The organism is Streptomyces atratus, from assembly GCF_040655115.1.
In the GTDB taxonomy this organism is placed as follows: domain Bacteria; phylum Actinomycetota; class Actinomycetes; order Streptomycetales; family Streptomycetaceae; genus Streptomyces; species Streptomyces atratus_D.
In genome coordinates this window covers 309,248-326,763 of the sequence record NZ_JBFAJH010000002.1, presented here as the reverse complement: position 1 = coordinate 326,763, position 17,516 = coordinate 309,248, and the positions used below count along the sequence as shown (strand labels likewise).

The window sequence follows — 17,516 nt, the reverse complement described above, 5'->3', positions numbered from 1 at the left end:
CCGGACCGGTCGAAGGGGAACCCCGCATGCCCATGGACACCGACATCCAGACCCACGCCCGTACACTCGCTCTCCGCTCCCCCGACCATCTCCGGGTCGGCCCGTTCACCGTCCGCCACAACCCGAACTGGTCGCTGAAGTACGCCAATTACGCGATCCCCGACCGGGACGCCGAACCGACCGCGGCCGACGTGCGGGAGCTGATCGCCGCATTCCGCGAACGGGACCGGATGCCGCGCCTGGAGTACCTGCCCGGCTGGGCACCCGCGGTCGAACCCGCCCTTCTCGCCGCCGGGTTCACCGTCGAGGACCGGGCGCCGATCCTGGCGTGCACACCCGGCGACCTGCTGCCGCCGAAGCCCGTCGACGCCCTCGTGCTCGCCGAACCGGCCGGCGACGCCGAGTTCGCCGCCGCCGCCCGCGTACAGCACCACGGGTACGGCGGGACCGGGGAGCCCGAGGGCGGCGAGGCCGCGTGGCTGCGCGACGCGGTGGCGGGCGGCGGCGTGGCGGCGCTCGCCACCCTCGACGGCACCCCGGCGGGCGCGGGCGGCTGCTCGGTCCCCGTCGACGGCCTCACCGAACTGGCCGGCCTCGCCGTCGCCGCCGCCTTCCGCCGACGCGGCATCGGCGCCGCACTCTCCGCCCACCTGACCGCGGCGGCGTTCGCGCGGGGCTGCCGGGCGGTGTGGCTCGAGCCGGCCGACGCCGCTGTGGAAAGGATCTACGCGGGCATCGGCTACCGAAGGATCGGCGAGAAGCTCAACATCTCCATCGACCCCGAACGGGAGAACGGCTGACTCAGAGGGACCGGCAATTGGGGGGTGGGAGAAGGAGCGGGGCTGGGTGCGTGCAGCTGCAAGGCGGAGGATTGAGGCATGGCGGAGCCATGATGATTGACGACAACGCCGTAGATGTGCGTGCCCAGCCCCGCGACGCCGCCCCCAATACCGGTCCCTCTCAGACCAGCCGTCGGGCCGTCGCCCACCGCGTCAGCTCGTGCCGGTTCGACAGCTGGAGCTTGCGCAGCACCGCCGAGACATGCGACTCGACCGTCTTCACCGAGATGAACAGCTGCTTGGCGATCTCCTTGTACGCGTAGCCGCGCGCGATCAGCCGCAGCACCTCGCGCTCGCGCTGCGTCAGCCGGTCCAGGTCCTCGTCGACCGGCGGCGCGTCCGTCGAGGCGAACGCGTCGAGGACGAAGCCGGCCAGCCGGGGCGAGAACACCGCGTCGCCCTCCTGCACCCGGAAGACCGAATCGACCAGATCGGTCCCGGTGATCGTCTTGGTGACGTAGCCCCGGGCGCCGCCGCGGATGACACCGATGACATCCTCGGCGGCGTCCGAGACGGACAGCGCCAGGAACCGCACCGGGTTCTCGACCGCGCCCATCAGCGGGGCGCAGCGGCGCAGCACCTCGACGCCACCGCCGCCCGGCAGGTGCACGTCGAGGAGGACGACCTCGGGGCGGGTCGCCGTGATGACGGTGACCGCCTGGTCGACGTCGGCGGCCTCGCCGACGACCTCGACGCCGGTCTCCTCGGTGCGGCCGATCTCGGCCTGGACTCCGGTGCGGAACATCCGGTGGTCGTCGACGAGCACGACCCGTACCCGGCGCTCCGGGCCCCCGGTCGCTTCGGTGTTCTCGGTCATTGACTCGCCCTCTCCATCTCCAGCTCGACTTCCGTGCCCCCGCCGGGCACCGAACGCAGCCGCGCGGTACCGCCGTTGCGCTGCATCCGGCCGATGATTGATTCTCGTACGCCCATTCTGTCCCCCGGGACGGAATCCGGATCGAAGCCCGGTCCGCGGTCCCGTACGGAGACGAAGACCGTGCGGCCCTCGACCTCCGCGTAGACCTGCACGGCGCCGCCCTCGCCACCGTACTTCGCGGCGTTGACCATCGCCTCGCGCGCGGCCTGCATCTGCGCGGCGAGCTTCTCGTCGAGCGGGCAGTCGCCGACGACGACGACCTCCAGCGGAACGCCGTGTTTGTCCTCGACCTCGGCGGCGGCGCGTCTGACCGCTTCGGCGAGGGTCTCCGGTTCGTCGCCCTCGTCCTTGCCGGTTCCCTCGGGGTTGTACAGCCAGTTGCGCAGCTCGCGTTCCTGGGCGCGGGCCAGTCTGCGGACCTCGCTGCCGTCGTCCGCGTTGCGCTGGATCAGGGTGAGGGTGTGCAGCACGGAGTCGTGGACGTGAGCCGCGACCTCGGCGCGCTCCTGGGCCCTGATGCGCATCAGGCGTTCCTCGGACAGGTCCTGGGTCATGCGGACGAGATAGGGACCCGCCAGCAGTGCGATGCCGGTGAGAACGGCGATCGCCGCGGTCAGCACATTGCCGAGCTGGGCCGCGGAGCCGCGTACCACCATGAAGACGGCGAGTCCCAGGCCGACCAGGGCAACCCCGGCCAGCGCCCGGGCCAGATGCAGCACCCGGCGGCGGCGGCCGACCTCCATCCAGCGGGCCCGGCGGGCGTTGTCCGCCTGCCGCCACACCAGGACGGAGCCCGCGCCGATCAGCAGCGTCGGCCAGATGTAGCGGTCGGCCTTGCTGCCCATGTCGACGTTGCCGACGAAGATCACGGCGCCGACGAGGAGCGCGAGGAGCGCGAACACCTGCCCCTTGTCGGGCTTGCGGAGCCTGCGCCGGCCGTCGGGAGCCGTCTCGAAGACGGAGCGCGGCGCGTCGACGCCGCCGACGCCGAGCGGGACGACGATCCAGAACACGGCGTAGAGCAGGGCCCCGAGGCCGTCCGCGAAGAACAGTCCGAGGAAGACGAACCGCACCCAGGCGACGGGCAGCCCGAGGTGTCCGGCGAGACCACGCGCGACGCCGCCGAGCATCCGTCCGTCGGCGCTGCGGTACAGCTTGCGCAGCGGTGGCTCCTCCGGGTCGGCGCTGAGGGAGCTTGCGGCTCGGGGCGTGGCGGTCGGCATGCCCCGATCGTCACATGGACGGATGAGCGGCGGCATCAGGGTCTGCCCCCACTTCGACCCTGAGACGGGCAGATCGCACCTGCCGCACGCCCGGTGACGGCCCCTTCAGGGTCCGGGGGGACCAATATCAGGGATCGGCCAGGGTCGGCGCGGGTCCCGTCGGCGACGGCCGCGCGTCACCATGGAGACATGACCGTTCCCCAGGACGCCGCGCCCGGCGTCGCACCGCAGCCCGCGCCGAGACCGCAGCTGCGGCGCAGCTCGCGGCAGAAAGTGGTGGCCGGGGTGTGCGGCGGACTCGGCCGGTACTGCGACGTGGACCCGGTGATCTTCCGGATCGTGATCGGTGTCCTGTCGGTGACCGGTGGCGTCGGCCTGATCTTCTACGGCTTCGCGTGGCTGCTGCTCCCGTTGGAGGGCGAGGAGGAGAACGAGGCGCGCAGGCTGCTGTCCGGCCGGGTCGAGGGGGCGTCGCTGGTAGCGGTGCTGTTCGCGCTGATCGGCTGCGGGCTCTTCCTGTCCATGCTGGGCAACGGGGGCATTCTGGCGTTCTCCGCGATGCTGACGCTCGCGGTCATCGGCTTCAGCGTGTGGACGCAAACCCGCAGGACCGCCGCGCCCGAGGACCCGCTGCATCCGGCGGCCGCGCAGGCGGTGGCGGACGCCCCGCCGGAGGTGAAGGCGCCGCCGTCGCCGGGCGGCCCTTCCTGGTGGCGGGATCCGATCGTCAAGGACGGCACGTCAGGGCCGGTGGGGCCGGGCTATCTGTGGGGTCCGGCGGGCGCGGTGGCCGACAGTCCGCCCGTACGTCCCCGCAGGGCGGCGGAAACCCCGTATCGCGCACCCGAGCCGGCGCGGACCGACCGGGGGCCACGCTCGATCGGCGGCCTGGTCCTCCTGCTCGCGCTGGTCGCGGGCGGTCTGGGCACGGGGCTGAGCTGGCACACGCATCCGTTCGGCACGAGCCTGCAGTTCGGCCTGGCCGCAGCGCTCGCCGTGTTCGGCGCGGGGATGGTGGTCAGCGCGTTCCTCGGCAGGACCGGGTTCGGCACAGTCCTGCTGGCCGTGATCACGGCGGCGCTGCTGGCGGGCGCGGCCGCGCTGCCGAAGGACATCAGCACCCATTGGGTACGGGACGAATGGCGCCCGTCGTCGGTCGCCGCGGTCCAGCCGCGGTATCAACTGGGCACCGGTGTCGGCACGCTCGACCTGTCGAAGGTGGTGGTCCCGAAGGGCCACACGGTCCGGACGCAGGTGGGGGTCGGCGCGGGCCGGGCGGTCGTCGTCGTACCGAGGGCGGTGACGCTCCAGGTGCGGGCGGACGCCGGAGTGGGCAACATCCGGCTGCCGGGCGATCCGCCGGGCGATGTGGACGTCAGCCCGTCGCCGAAGGAACACCGCACGATCGACCCGCCCGCGGGCGTCACCCCGGCGGGCACGGTCGAGCTGGATCTGGAAGTCGGTATCGGACAGGTGGAGGTCATTCGTGCTGCGTCATGAGATCCGGCCGGGGCGGGCGGTCGCGGGCGTCGCGATGCTCGCCCTCGCCACCGGTTACGCGGCGGACGCGGCGGGCACCTGGGACGCCCCCTGGGTCTTCTTCTTCCCGGTGTTCTTCGGCGGCCTCTGGCTCGCCGCGACCACGACGTGGATCAGCTACCGTATTCGTCGCCGTCGCGACGCGAGGAATGCGTCCACGGAGAACGACGCGGCGCCGCCGAGCACCAGCGGCAGCCAGGCCATGAGGTAGGCCAGGTCGTTGCCGAAGTAGTACGGCTTGACCTGCCAGCTCACGGTCAGCCACAGGCTCAGCGAGATCAGCGCCCCGCCGAGTGCGGCGAGCCGGGCCCACAGCCCGATCAGGGTGCCGATGCCGACGGCGAGTTCACCGAAGGCGATGGCATACCCGAAGGCTCCCGGGCCCTTCAGCGCGAGGTCGACGAGGGCCGGGATCGCGGCGGAGTCGCGGACCGCGTGCAACGTCTCGCCGATGGAGCCGGGTCCGGCGGCGCGGAAGAACGAACTGTCCGTCAGTTTGTCGAGCCCGGCATAGACAAAGGTGACACCGAGAAAGATCCGCAGCGGCAGCAGGGCATGTTCCCGCGCCAGCTCCCGGACGCTTCTCGCCTCGCCCGGACCGCGCATATTCGTGCCATACCCATGCATAAGGACCCCGCCTTCCGTCGACCTGTCACCAGACCATACGTACGCGGCGAACGGGATGCTCAGATTCCCTGCGGTTCGATCAGACGCAAGCGGCGGCCGGGGGGAGGGCCGATCGGGTCTCAGTCCGTGACGTCGATCTCGACGCGGTTCGTCTCCACTCCCGCGGCTGTCACGACCTGGACGTCCACCCGCCCGGGTTCCACCTCCACCGGGACCGGCACGGTGAGCACGGTGTCGGTGGGGTTGGCGAAGCCGCCGGTGACCGGGATCAGCGGGACATGGACATGGACCCGGCCGATCCGGACCACCATGCGGGCCAGCCGGTCGGGGGCCCCGGCGCCGGGCGGTACGAAGCCCGCGCCGCGGATCTCGATGTCGTCGCCGGTACGGATCGGCGCGTCCAGGTCACCGGCCTCCCGGGCCCGTACGACGGACAGCACGACCGGGCGCCCGCCCTCCGCGTACTTCCCCGCGAAGTACGTCGCCGCGGAAACCGCCACCAGCAGGGCCAGCCCCCAGGGCAGATCGGGCAGTTGCTCGGGCCGGCGGGCCAGCCGGACCGCGGCGAAGAGGACGGCGACGGCGCTCACCAGCACGTACTGCACATCCGTGAAACTGCCGCGCCCGGAGTCGTCGGTGAGCAGATCGGCGGCGCGCGGCCGGTCGGCCCGCAGCTTCTGCAGGCGCTGCGCGAGGACGCGTACGGTCACCACCCGGCGTACGAGCACGGCGACGGCGCACACCAGCGCCAGCACCGTCAGCACCCCGGCGCCACGCGCCAGATCAAGACCGTCGATCAGCGCGTCGCGCTCCGCGTGGCCGGAGGCCCCTGCCAGCTGCAGCGCGAGGACGAGCACGGAGAAGACGGCGAGCAGCACCCAGGCGACGGCGACCGTACGGGAGGTGGAGAGCCGGTTGTCCTCGCCGATCAGCGGGGCGAGGACGCCGCCGCGGGCCCGGTGGAACCGGGCGGCGCCGGTCAGCAGTGCCGCGGTGACAAGGCCGGCGAGCAGACCGGCGGTGCGGGCGGTCGACCAGCCCGCGCCGATCGCGGTGACCGCCTCGCCGATGACGAGCACGGCGACGCTCCCCCAGACGACGGCCAGGGTGCGCCGCCAGACCTGGTAGAGCCAGGCGTCGCCCGCCTCCCGGCCGCGTTCGGCGACCGTGCGGGCCGACTCGGTCAGCTCGTCGGAGACCCACTGGCGGGTCGCGGACGCCGACTGGGCGACGCCGGTCGGCAGTCCCTGGCCCGCGGCCAGTCCGTCCCGTTTGGCCAGGAAGGCGGCCACCGCGCGCCGGTGTCCCGCGCGCGCTCCGTGCGGGCAGTCGCCGCACGTACAGCCACCGCCGTGCGCGTCTTGTCGTGCCTCGTCCAACGCCACGGAGAACGCCGTCCTTTCCCGCCCAGTACTGCCAACTGACCACCGATTGCTGCGAATTGTGCCGTACGGGACGGGCCGGGACCGCATCGGGGCGACCGGGACGCGCAGATCGTCAGAACGTTCGAGCGATCCGCTTCCACAGCGGCTGGTAATTGATCCAGGCCACCAGGTCGCTGCCGAGCTGTTCGCGGGTGGCGACGGCGTCCCGGTGCTCGATCAGCACCGGCTTCCCGGCCGCCCGCGCGGTCAGCTGCACCTGGCAGGAGCGCTCCATGGTCAGGAACCACCAGGCGGCCGCGTCCACCGAGTCGCCGACGGTCAGCAGCCCGTGGTTGCGCAGGATGATCGCCTTGCGGGTGCCGAGCGCGGCCGCGATCCGGCGCCCCTCGTCCTCGTCGACCACGACCCCGGTGTAAGGCTGGTAGACCGCGTGATCCTCGTAGAACGCGCAGGATTCCTGGGTGATCGGCTCGATGAACTCGCCGAGCGTGGACAGCGCCCGCCCGTGCAGGGAGTGGGTGTGCGCGACGGCGACGACGTCCGGGCGCGCCCGGTGCACCTGGGCGTGGACGGCGAACGCCGCCTGATTGACGTGGTGGCGCCCCTCGACGACCTGCCCGTCTCCGTTGACCAGGATCAGGTCCTCCGGACGTATCCCGTCGAAGGGGGCACCGAACGGGTTGACCCAGAAGCAGTCGGCGAACTCCGGGTCCCGCGCGGTGAGGTGACCGGAGACCCCGTCCTCGTATCCGTACTCACCGAACAACCGCAACGCCCCGGCCAGCCGCTCCTTGCGGTACGCGCGTTCCTCGCCGGCCGACTCGTGGACGGGCGGCATCGCGAACTGCAGCTGTTCGACGGGTATCGGCGTGGGCTCGGACATCGTGACTCCTCGGGGCTCCCAGGGCATTCGGTCGGAAGCTACCGCCGGTCACCGCAGGTGGCCAGAGCGATCACGTACCGATTCACGCACCGGTCCGGGTACTACGGATTCGGACCCCCGTTCACCTGCTGAGCACGAGGTAGGCGAGGCCGAACGTTCCCCGGTAGCCCCCGTAGTACCCGGTGCGCCGGTCGTCGACCGCTGCGACGACACCGTCGTGCAGCCGATGCCCCGGGTTGGCCAGCGCCCAGCGCTCGCCCCGCCCGATGTTGGCGTTCGCCTCGAAGAGATCCCATTCGCGCTGGTCGGCGACGGTCACCTGGAGCGGCCGCAGCCCGACGGCCTCGGCCTGCCGGATCAGCTCCAGCAGCGAACCGAAGTCCCCCGGCCCGGCCCCCAGCCCGGCCAGCGCCCGCTCGGACGGTTCGCGCTCCCAGAACCCTTCCCCGAACAGCACCCGCCCGCCGGGCCGCACGGCCGCCCGCAGCGCCTTCAGCGCCTCGGGGGTGGAGCCGGGCCAGGCGTGCGAGGCCCCGATGGACACAGCCAGGTCGTAGCCGTCGTCTCCCCACTCGGCGGCGGGCGTCTCATGGAACCGTACGCGCTCCGCGAGTCCCCGCTTCCCGGCGAGCGCGCGCCCCCGCGCCACGGCCTCGGGATCGGTCTCGACGCCGTCCCCGGTGCTCCCGGGCGACGACTCCACCAGCCGCATCAGCAGTTCGCCCCAGCCGCTGCCGAGGTCCACGATCCGCGCCCCGGGACCGGGAGCGCAGGCCTCGACGAGCTGGGCGGCATGCTCCTCGGAGAGCGGGGTGTTCCAGGTCAGTCGGTCGTTGTGGGCAGCGGACATCAGGGCGCGGATCTCATCGGCAGACATGAGGGTGCAGCCTGGCACAGATGGGCGGAGCGGTTCTGCCCATTCTTCATGGGCGGCGGCGGTTGATCGCAGTGAGGTCGATCTCGATGGGGAAGGACACGTCCGGCTTCAGCTCGTTGTGGTGGATGCCGGTGGCCACGTAAGCCCTGAGCGGGATCGAGTTCGCAGACGTACACGACCGGCAGGCCCTCGTTCTGCTCCACCCGCCAGAAGAACCGCACGCCTGCGGCGGCGTATGCGCGGGGCTTGACCTCACGGTCGGAATGACGTCCTCCGGGGGACGGGACAGTCGTACTTCTCGTCCGACTCGAACTCGGGTGCGGCGCCCATGGTTGCTCCCACAGGAGTGCGTCCCGTCCCTTGAGCCGGCGTACCCAGCGGATACGGCAATGCCGCCGCTCGGACGAATGAGCGACGGCACCACGTTGACCTTGCGGGGAGGCTTACTCCCACTCGATGGTGCCCGGCGGCTTGCTCGTCACGTCGAGGACGACGCGGTTGACGTCGGCGACCTCGTTGGTGATGCGGGTGGAGATCTTCGCCAGGACCTCGTACGGCAGGCGCGACCAGTCGGCCGTCATCGCGTCCTCGGAGGAGACGGGGCGCAGCACGATCGGGTGACCGTAGGTGCGGCCGTCGCCCTGGACGCCGACCGAGCGGACGTCGGCCAGGAGGACCACCGGGCACTGCCAGATGTCACGGTCGAGTCCGGCCGCGGTCAGCTCCTCGCGGGCGATGGCGTCGGCCTCGCGCAGCAGGTCGAGCCGGTCCTTGGTGACCTCGCCGACGATCCGGATCCCCAGGCCGGGGCCGGGGAACGGCTGGCGCTGGACGATCTCCTCCGGCAGGCCGAGCTCCTGGCCGACCATCCGGACCTCGTCCTTGAACAGCTGGCGCAGCGGCTCGACGAGCTGGAACTCGATGTCCTCGGGGAGGCCGCCCACGTTGTGGTGGGACTTGATGTTGGCGGTGCCGGTGCCGCCGCCGGACTCGACGACGTCCGGGTAGAGCGTGCCCTGCACGAGGAACGCGACGTCCTCGCCGGCCGCGCCCGCCTCGGCGACGAGCTCGGCCTGGGCCTGCTCGAAGACGCGGATGAACTCGCGGCCGATGATCTTCCGCTTCTGCTCGGGGTCGGAGACCCCGGCCAGCGCCTTCAGGAACCGCTCCTCCGCGTCGACGACCTTCAGCTGGACGCCGGTGGAGGCCACGAAGTCCTTCTCGACCTGCTCGCTCTCACCCTTGCGCATCAGACCGTGGTCCACGTACACGCAGGTCAGCTGGGAGCCGATGGCCTTCTGGACGAGGGCCGCGGCGACCGCGGAGTCCACGCCGCCGGAAAGGCCGCAGATGGCGCGCTTGGTGCCGACCTGCTCGCGGATCAGCGTGATCTGCTCCTCGACCACATTGGTCGTGGTCCAGGTCGGCTCGATGCCGGCGCCGCGGTAGAGGAAGTGCTCCAGGACCTGCTGTCCGTGCGTGGAGTGCAGGACCTCGGGGTGGTACTGGACGCCGTAGAGCTTCTTCTCGTCGTTCTCGAAGGCGGCGACCGGTACGACGTCCGTGGACGCGGTGACGGTGAAGCCCTCGGGGGCGGCGGAGCAGGCGTCACCGTGCGACATCCAGACGGACTGCTCGGCGGGCGTGCCCTCGAAGAGCGTGGAGCCGGTCTTGGTGACGGTCAGCGGGGTGCGGCCGTACTCGCGGGCACCGTTGTCGTCGACGGTGCCGCCGAGCGTGGTGGCCATCAGCTGGAAGCCGTAGCACATGCCGAAGACCGGGACCCCGGCCTCGAACAGCGAACGGTCGAGGCTGGGCGCGCCCTCCGCGTACACCGAGGAGGGGCCGCCGGACAGGATGATCGCCCGGGGGTTCTTGGCCAGCATCTCGGCCACCGGCATCGTGGACGGGACGATCTCGCTGTAGACCCGGGCCTCACGGACGCGTCGGGCGATGAGCTGGGCGTACTGCGCGCCGAAGTCGACAACAAGGACCACGTCGGGTGTGGTGTCGGGGGCGGCGGGGGGTGCTGCTGGCACGGGGGCGGCCTTCCGGCGATGAGAGGGGGGTCGGTTTCGCCAATTCTACCGGGGTTGCGAGGGAGGCCCTCTTCCGCGCCTTCCGGGATACGGGCGGAAACCCTCCGGGCCCCGGCCGGAACGGGGCGCGCGACCGTGCCGGCGGCGTCTCAGCATCCGGGCCCCGCGTTGGCCGACCGGCCGGCGCGGGTCCATACTGGCGCCATGCGTCAGCACACGACCTTCGTCTTTACCTATGGCATCCGGCCCGCCGGCTGCCATGGTCGTGCTGCTTGAGCAACTGACAAGCAACGTTCCAGGCGCCCCGGGCCGACAGGCCCGGGGCGTTCTGCGTTCGGGGCTCGACCGCTCCGGGGACCACATCCCACCAGGAGTCACACCATGAGCAACAGCACCGCCGCCGCCGAGAAGACCCTCATCGAGAGGACCGGTGCGAACACCGATGAGGCCGCCGAGCTGATCGGTGACGCGCGCGAGCGCATCGACGCCCTCGACGACCGGATCATCGGGCTCGTCCAGGAACGGATGGCCGTCTCGGCGGTCATCCAGGAGGCGCGGATCACCTCGGGCGGCCGCCGGGTCAACCTCTCCCGCGAGATGGAGATCCTCGGCCAGTACCGGAACGCACTCGGCAAGCCCGGCACCTCGCTCGCGATGACGCTGCTGGAGCTGTGCCGCGGCCGCGTGTGACTTCCCGCAGGCCGGCCGCGTGGGGATGGGCCCCAGCTGCCGGGCGCGCCGCGGCAGGCAGGGCCTCCAGGGTCCCGGAGGCGTATCCGAGTTCGGGTCGACTCTCACCCGTACGGCGCGTGACCGGGGGCTCGGTGGCTTCGTTGGTCCCGGTGTCCGTGCCAGCCAGGGGCGGCTCAGGAGGAAACCACGCGTGGCTCCGCTGGAGCGTGTGGCGTACTGCAGGTACGCCGTGGGACCGCGCCCCAGCGTGCGTGACCGGTCGGCAGGGGACAGCAGCCCGGTCACCCCAAGAGCGGTCGGCTCCGGGGACGCCCGGAGCCGGCCGTATCCGGTCGAAACGGTTGCGTGGGACGCAGCCCGTCCAGCACGACGCAGAGAGCACGTCCCCGTGTCGCACCACCCACGACGTGGGCCGACACCTCGTACGCGTCCCCTGTCCGCCTGGGGGCGCCGACCCGACGCACCGCCTTCCCGCGGCGCTACCCCCCGGCGCCGCCCCTCGGCACCGGCACCGCCCTGACGTCGGCGCTGATCGGCAAGGGCCCCGTGGACCGGTTCGCACCGGACCGTGGGGCCCTTGGTCATGGAGCGACGGCGGATTCCCGCAGGTCGCGCACGCGCCGCGGAAAGTCACGTGACGCGCGTCACATAAGGATTCTGCGAGCGCCTGGACAACCTTTGCGGCGGGTGGCTGGTCATGCATGCAGAACAACGGCCCCACCCGTGACCCCACCGCGGAAGGCCTGTCCAACCAGGCCAGGTCTCCGGCACGCTCGCCGGGACCGGTTCGTCCTCCGCGGTGCCGATGTTCGCCCTCGCCGGCGGCGCGGCCGTAGTGCTCGGCGCCGGTGCGATGTCCGTCGTGCGCCGCCGCGTAACGGGCGACGTCACCGGTAGGCGTGAGGGGCTGCACTCGGAGGGGGGTGCAGCCCCTTTCCGCTGTCCTGGTCCGGCCCGATCCGAAAGAGAGGCCCTACCGCTTCTTCTTCGGCGGGACCGTCGGCAGACCCAGGAACGGCAGCTTCAGCGCGCCGAACGCCTCCTTCGGCACCGCCGGTGCCTTCGGCTCGACCGCGGCCAGCCGCTCGTACGCCTCGCCCTGCGCCGGGCGCGGGTCCGCCTCGCCCTTGTTGGGCCAGAACGACATGGCCCGCTCCGCCTGCGCGGTGATGGTCAGCGACGGGTTGACGCCGAGGTTCGCGGAGACCGCCGAGCCGTCGACGACCGAGATGCCCGGGTGCCCGTACAGCCGGTGGTAGGGGTCGATGACCCCGTCCTCCGCGCTCCCACCGATCGGGCAGCCGCCGAGGAAGTGCGCGGTGAGCGGGGTCCCCATCAGTTCGCCGACGTTCGACCCGGCGAAGCCGTTGATCTCGTCGGCGAGCAGCGAGGCGCTGCGCGTCGCCTCCTCGATCTGGGTGGGGTTGGGCGCCCCGTGCCCCTGCCGGGCGGTGAGCAGGCCCTTTCCGATGCCGCTGGGCTTGCGGTACGTCGTCAGCGAGTTGTCCAGCGACTGCATGACGAGACCGATGATGGTCCGCTCCGACCAGCGATGGTTGGAGAGCGACCGGACGGCGAGGGCCGGATGCTTGGCCATGTTGCCGAGCCAGCCCAGCACCCGGCGGCCGCCGTACGGGACCTGGAGGATCGACAGCGAGCCCATGGCGTTGGAGCCCTTGCCGTAGCGGACCGGCTCGATGTGGGTGTTCTCGTCGGGGTGGATCGACGACGTGATGGCGACGCCCTGGGTGAAGTCGGCCTTCGCGGTACCGTGCTTCCTGCGGTAGCGGCGGTCGCTGGTCCGGGAGCCGACGAGCGCCTCGGAGTTGGTACGGGTCAGCTCGCCGAGCCTGGCGGAGAGCCGGGGCAGCAGCCCCTTGTCCTTCATGGTGTGGAGCAGGGTCTGGGTGCCGTACGTGCCCGCCGCGACGACCACCTTGCGGGCGCGCAGCAGCGTCGGCCTGCCCTTCTTCCGGCGGTCCGTCGGGACGGTCGTGACGTGGTACCCGCCCTCCGGGTCGTCCGTGATCGCGACGACGGAGGTCATCGGGTGGATGACGGCTCCGGCCTTCTCGGCGAGGTGGAGGTAGTTCTCGTTGAGGGTGTTCTTCGCGCCGTGGCGGCAGCCCGTCATGCATTCGCCGCACTCGGTGCAGGCCTTGCGGACGGGGCCCGCGCCGCCGAAGTACGGGTCGGCGACCGTTCCGCCGGGCTCCACCTTCGCCGTGCCGTCGGCGTCGTTGCCGTCGCCGAAGAAGACACCGACCGGGGCGAGATGGAAGGTGTCGCCGACGCCCATGGCCTGCGCGGCCGCCTTCAGATGGACATCGGACGGGGTCATCGTGGGGTTGAGCCGCACCCCGAGCATCCGCTTGGCCTGGTCGTAGTACGGCGTCAGCTCGTCCTGCCAGTCGGTGATGGAAGCCCACTGGCGGTCCTCGAAGAACCGGGCCGGCGGGACGTACAGCGTGTTGGCGTAGTTGAGGGAGCCACCGCCTACGCCTGCCCCGGCGAGCACCATCACCTTGCCGAGCAGATGCACGCGCTGGATGCCGAAGAGCCCGAGGGCGGGGGCCCACACGTAGTTCTTGATGTCCCAGGAGTTCTTGGGGAGGGTGCCGGGGGTGAAGCGGCGGCCCGCCTCCAGGACCCCGACCCGGTACCCCTTCTCGCTGAGCCGCAGGGCGGACACCGCGCCGCCGAAGCCCGATCCGACGACGAGGACGTCGTAGTCGTACGCCGCGTCGTCGGTCTCGCCGGCCGGTCCGGCCTGATTCTGGGCAGGGCTGTCCTGGGACATGGCTCTCCTCGGTGCGAAAAGGACAGAACGTGCTGCGGTGCTACGGGGTCAGCGCAGGCGGAACGCCTTCATCGCCTTCAGGCTGCGGCTCATGAACGCCGCGTACTTCTCGTCGTCCATCCCGAAGGACGGGGCGAGCGGGATCAGCCTCTGCTCGGCGACGGTCTGGGCCTCGGTGTACTTGAGAATGCCCTCGGAGCCGTGCCGCCGGCCGAGGCCGGAGTCCTTCATGCCGCCCATCGGGGACTGCACGCTGCCGTACGCGGGGGCGTACCCCTCGTTGATGTTGACCGTGCCGGTCCGCAGCCGGGCGGCGACCCGGTGGCCGCGCCGGGAGTCCTTGGTCCAGACGCTGGAGTTCAGGCCGTACGGGGTGGCGTTGGCGAGGGCGATGACCTCGTCCTCGTCGGAGAAGCGGTAGATGGAGACGACCGGGCCGAAGGTCTCCTGGGAGCAGACGGCCATCGGCGCCTCGACGCCGTCGAGGATGGTCGGCTCGTAGAACAGCGGGCCGATGTCGGGGCGGGCGGCGCCCCCCGCGACGAGTGTGGCGCCCTTCTCGACGGCCTCCGCCACATGCTGCGTGACGGTCTCCAGCTGGCGTTCACCGACGAGCGAACCCATGTCGGCGCCGTACGCGAGGGAGCTGCCGAGCCGCATGGCCTTCGTACGGGCCGCGAACCGCGCCACGAAGTCGTCGGCGACCGACTCGTGGACGTACAGCCGCTCGATGGAGACGCAGAGCTGTCCGGCGGAGGAGAAGCAGGCGCGGACGGCGCCCGCGGCGGCCTTCTCCACGTCGGCGTCCTTCAGGACCAGCATGGCGTTCTTGCCGCCGAGCTCCAGCGAGACGCCGACCAGGCGGGCGGCGGCTCCCTGGGCGACCTCGCGGCCGGTGCGGGTGGAGCCGGTGAACGAGACGTAGTCGGCGTGCTTGACGACCTCGGGGCCGACGACCGGTCCGTCACCGAGGACGACCTGGAACACCTCGGCGGGCAGCCCGGCCTCGATCAGCAGGTCACGGGCCCAGAGCGCGGTGAGCGCGGTCTCCGTGTCGGGCTTCATCACGAGGGCGTTGCCGGAGACGAACGCGGGCAGCGCGTCGCCGACGGACAGCTCGAACGGGTAGTTCCACGGCGCGATCTGGCCGACGACGCCGCGCGGCTGGCGCAGCTCGGTGACCTTGGTCAGCGTCGGTACGACGCCGGTGTGCCGCTTCGGCTTCAGATACGAGGACGCCCTGCGCCCGTAGTGCCGGGCGGCGACGGCGACCGCCTGTATCTCCTCGTGGGCGTGCAGGCGGGCCTTGCCGGTCTCCAGCTGGATGAGGTCGAGGACCTCGGCCTGGCGCTGGAGTACGAGGTCGTGGAAGCGGAGCAGGACGGCTGCCCTGGCCCGGACGGGGGTGGCGGCCCAGGCGGGCTGGGCGGCGCGGGCCCGCGCGAAGGCTTCGGCGACGTCCTCGGGGGTGGACTCCGGCAGGTCGGCGAGCTTCTCCCCGGTGAACGGGGTGTGGTTCGCGGTACGGCCGGAGCCGACGACACCGCGGGTCAGCTGGGCGACCACCTCGGGCGTCACCACATCGGCAGCTGTGCGCGCGCCCGCGGGGGCGGCGGCCACAGGGTTCGAACCAAGGTGGGCCACAGAGGCCTGCGAGTCCGTCATGGGGCGAGGGTATGTCCGGCAGCACACTTTGGGTACCCGCCGGTAACAGGTTTTCACAGTCCCCACAAACAGAGCCAGCGATCACTGGCGGCATATTTGCTGATCAGGAGCTATCCACCCGTCCGGACAGCTCAGCCGCCCGTTCGCGAAACAATCGCGCGGCAGCGGAACGCGGTCCTCAGCGGGCCGCGGTGAAGGAGTCCGGTGCCGCGTCGAACTGCTCCCTCGCCGTCGCGGTAGCTTCCGCGGATTGGTTCTCGGCCACGGCAACTCCCCTGCTCCCCCTGGTTCTCCGTGCGCTCATCATGCCGCACGCACAGGCACCGTCAGCCGGCGTCACCCGGGGCGCGCCAGCCCCGCAGCATCGTGTCGAACTGGTCCCGCGTCGTGTCCCAGTCCCCCGCCGGACCCGACATGTACAACGCGTACTCCGGGCCGCCGTCCTGCGCGAAGTACATCTGGTCGATCGCGTGGCGCGGGCCGGGGTGATCCTTGGACTCGGTCCAGGTGAACTCCCAGAGGGAGCCGGGACGATCGCGGTAGGGGTTGGAGTGGAGGGTCTTGCGCTCATAGGCGGGCAGCCGCTCGGTGAGCTTCTTCTCCAGGTCCACCATGTGCAGGTACGGGTTGTCGAAGTCGGGCTCCGGGTCGACGCTGATCCGGATGCAGTGCTCGCCGTCGTCCGGGGTGTAGTCGACGTTCTGGCCGACCACCCGGCGTTTCCAGCCGTCGGGGACGACCAGGCCGAACCCTTCGGGGTCGTGCACCGGGTGCCAGCCGTCGGGCACGTCCTCGGCGGACGGGCCGGGCCCCGGATCCTGGGACGAGGTGCGCGGCGGAGTGCCGGTCGCATGGACCGTTCCGCCCTCCGTGCCGCCCGTCCCCGGGCTCTCGCCGAACTTCATCGCGGCCAGCCCGGCGCCGCCGCCGACCAGTGCGGCAAGGGCGATGACCAGGATCGCCGTACGCCACAGGCCGCGGCTGCGACGGGTCACCGGGGCGGCGGTGGCCAGCAGTACGGGGCCGAGCGCCTCCGTCCCGGTGCCGGCCGTGCGCCCCGCGTCAACCGGTCCCGTCGCCCGCAGGACATCCTCGGGCACCCGCTGCGTCGGTACGTACGCCTGCGCCGCCCGGGGTTCCCGCCCCTCCATCGCGTCCAGCAGCATCCGTTCCGTCTCGGCAGCCGAGGGCCGGTCCACCGGATCCTTGCGGAGCAGCGCGATGATCACCGGGCCGAGCGCGCCGGCCAGGGCGGTCGGCGGCGGTTCCTCGGCAACGACGGCCTGCATGGTGGAGATCGGTGACGTACGGCGGAACGGCGAGCGCCCCTCGACCGCGGAGTAGAGCGTGGCGCCGAGCGACCAGAGGTCGGAGGCCGGACCGGGATCGCCGCCGCGTACCCGTTCGGGTGCCAGGTAGTCGATGGACCCGACGAGTTCACCGGTCCTGGTGATGGTCGAGTCGCCCTCTATCGCGGCGATACCGAAGTCGGTGAGGAGCACCGAGCCGTCACGGGCGAGGAGTACGTTGCCGGGCTTCACGTCCCGGTGCAGCACACCGGCGCTGTGCGCGGCGCGCAGCGCGCTCAGGACATGGAGGCCGATCCTGGCCGCCTCGCGCGGCGCTATCTCGCCACTCTCCTTGGCGGCGTCGGCGAGTGACGGCCCGTCGACGTACTGCATGACGATCCAGGGCCGGTTGTCGTACTCGACCACGTCATGGACGGTGACCACACCAGGATGGGTGATGCGGGCCGCGGCGCGGGCCTCCTTCTGGGTCCGGGCATGGAGCACGACCCGGTCGGCCTCGGCGACGTACAGTCCGGCGGTCAACTCCTTGACGGCGACCGTGCGATGCAGTACTTCGTCGTGGGCGCGCCACACCTTGCCCATGCCGCCGCGCCCCAGGACTTCACCGAGCCGGTATCTTCCGGCCAGTACCAGCCCCGCGTCCGTTCCTTGTGATCGTTCCACGATTCCCCGCCCCGTTTCCTTCGGCTGCCAGGTTACGGAGAGGAAGTACGGCCACGGAACCTCGCACCGCTCACGAAACCGCACTGTGATGCTTGT

General features: G+C 71.5%; 13 protein-coding genes and 1 pseudogene. 3 read left to right on the top strand and 11 right to left on the bottom strand.

Going from position 1 to position 17,516, the window contains the following annotated elements:
• The first annotated feature begins 26 nt into the window (after nucleotides 1-26).
• The gene (locus AB0I23_RS04580) at nucleotides 27-800 is read left to right on the top strand and encodes a GNAT family N-acetyltransferase (protein WP_359106724.1); all 774 of its coding nucleotides are present in this window, start codon (nucleotides 27-29) and stop codon (nucleotides 798-800) included.
• A 160-nt stretch (nucleotides 801-960) separates the two neighbouring features.
• Here the strand turns inward: AB0I23_RS04580 and AB0I23_RS04575 are convergent, their stop codons facing one another.
• Nucleotides 961-1,656, bottom strand: coding sequence for a LuxR C-terminal-related transcriptional regulator (locus AB0I23_RS04575; RefSeq protein WP_030577855.1), 696 nt, complete (start codon nucleotides 1,654-1,656; stop codon nucleotides 961-963).
• A complete protein-coding gene (locus tag AB0I23_RS04570; protein WP_359106722.1) occupies nucleotides 1,653-2,939 on the bottom strand; it encodes a PspC domain-containing protein in 1,287 nt (428 codons plus the stop codon). Before AB0I23_RS04570 ends, AB0I23_RS04575 begins: the two co-directional genes overlap by 4 nt.
• Before the next feature lie 189 nt (nucleotides 2,940-3,128).
• Between AB0I23_RS04570 and AB0I23_RS04565 the strand changes: the two genes are divergently transcribed.
• Complete coding sequence (locus tag AB0I23_RS04565; protein ID WP_359106720.1) at nucleotides 3,129-4,439, top strand: PspC domain-containing protein; 1,311 nt, start codon at nucleotides 3,129-3,131, stop codon at nucleotides 4,437-4,439.
• 156 nt (nucleotides 4,440-4,595) lie between these two features.
• Here AB0I23_RS04565 and AB0I23_RS04560 read toward each other — a convergent pair whose 3' ends face one another.
• The 6 genes and pseudogenes from AB0I23_RS04560 to guaA form a co-directional block, all read right to left on the bottom strand.
• Nucleotides 4,596-5,105 carry a DoxX family protein gene (locus AB0I23_RS04560; RefSeq protein WP_359106718.1) on the bottom strand — a complete coding sequence of 170 codons (510 nt, stop codon included), beginning with the start codon at nucleotides 5,103-5,105 and terminating at the stop codon, nucleotides 4,596-4,598.
• A 119-nt stretch (nucleotides 5,106-5,224) separates the two neighbouring features.
• Nucleotides 5,225-6,490: a hypothetical protein gene (locus AB0I23_RS04555; RefSeq protein ID WP_359106717.1), complete on the bottom strand. Its 1,266-nt coding sequence runs from the start codon at nucleotides 6,488-6,490 to the stop codon at nucleotides 5,225-5,227.
• Between the two features lie 112 nt (nucleotides 6,491-6,602).
• Complete coding sequence (locus AB0I23_RS04550) at nucleotides 6,603-7,373, bottom strand: class II aldolase/adducin family protein (RefSeq protein WP_359106715.1); 771 nt, start codon at nucleotides 7,371-7,373, stop codon at nucleotides 6,603-6,605.
• A gap of 121 nt (nucleotides 7,374-7,494) precedes the next feature.
• The gene (locus AB0I23_RS04545) at nucleotides 7,495-8,250 is read right to left on the bottom strand and encodes an SAM-dependent methyltransferase (RefSeq protein ID WP_359106713.1); all 756 of its coding nucleotides are present in this window, start codon (nucleotides 8,248-8,250) and stop codon (nucleotides 7,495-7,497) included.
• A gap of 46 nt (nucleotides 8,251-8,296) precedes the next feature.
• A pseudogene (locus AB0I23_RS04540) lies at nucleotides 8,297-8,513 on the bottom strand (Uma2 family endonuclease); the annotation flags it as partial.
• Nucleotides 8,514-8,693: 180 nt separating this feature from the next.
• On the bottom strand, nucleotides 8,694-10,289 hold the full coding sequence (gene guaA, locus AB0I23_RS04535) for a glutamine-hydrolyzing GMP synthase (RefSeq protein ID WP_359106711.1): 1,596 nt from the start codon (nucleotides 10,287-10,289) through the stop codon (nucleotides 8,694-8,696).
• A 381-nt stretch (nucleotides 10,290-10,670) separates the two neighbouring features.
• Between guaA and AB0I23_RS04530 the strand changes: the two genes are divergently transcribed.
• Nucleotides 10,671-10,979, top strand: coding sequence for a chorismate mutase (locus AB0I23_RS04530; protein WP_359106709.1), 309 nt, complete (start codon nucleotides 10,671-10,673; stop codon nucleotides 10,977-10,979).
• 976 nt (nucleotides 10,980-11,955) lie between these two features.
• On the opposite strand, the gene AB0I23_RS04520 is transcribed toward AB0I23_RS04530, so the two are convergent.
• From AB0I23_RS04520 to AB0I23_RS04510, 3 genes are all read right to left on the bottom strand, one after another.
• A complete protein-coding gene (locus AB0I23_RS04520) occupies nucleotides 11,956-13,782 on the bottom strand; it encodes a GMC family oxidoreductase (RefSeq protein WP_359106708.1) in 1,827 nt (608 codons plus the stop codon).
• 48 nt (nucleotides 13,783-13,830) lie between these two features.
• The gene (locus tag AB0I23_RS04515; protein ID WP_359106706.1) at nucleotides 13,831-15,447 is read right to left on the bottom strand and encodes a succinic semialdehyde dehydrogenase; all 1,617 of its coding nucleotides are present in this window, start codon (nucleotides 15,445-15,447) and stop codon (nucleotides 13,831-13,833) included.
• A gap of 326 nt (nucleotides 15,448-15,773) precedes the next feature.
• On the bottom strand, nucleotides 15,774-17,420 hold the full coding sequence (locus AB0I23_RS04510; protein WP_359106704.1) for a serine/threonine-protein kinase: 1,647 nt from the start codon (nucleotides 17,418-17,420) through the stop codon (nucleotides 15,774-15,776).
• Nucleotides 17,421-17,516 lie beyond the last annotated feature (96 nt).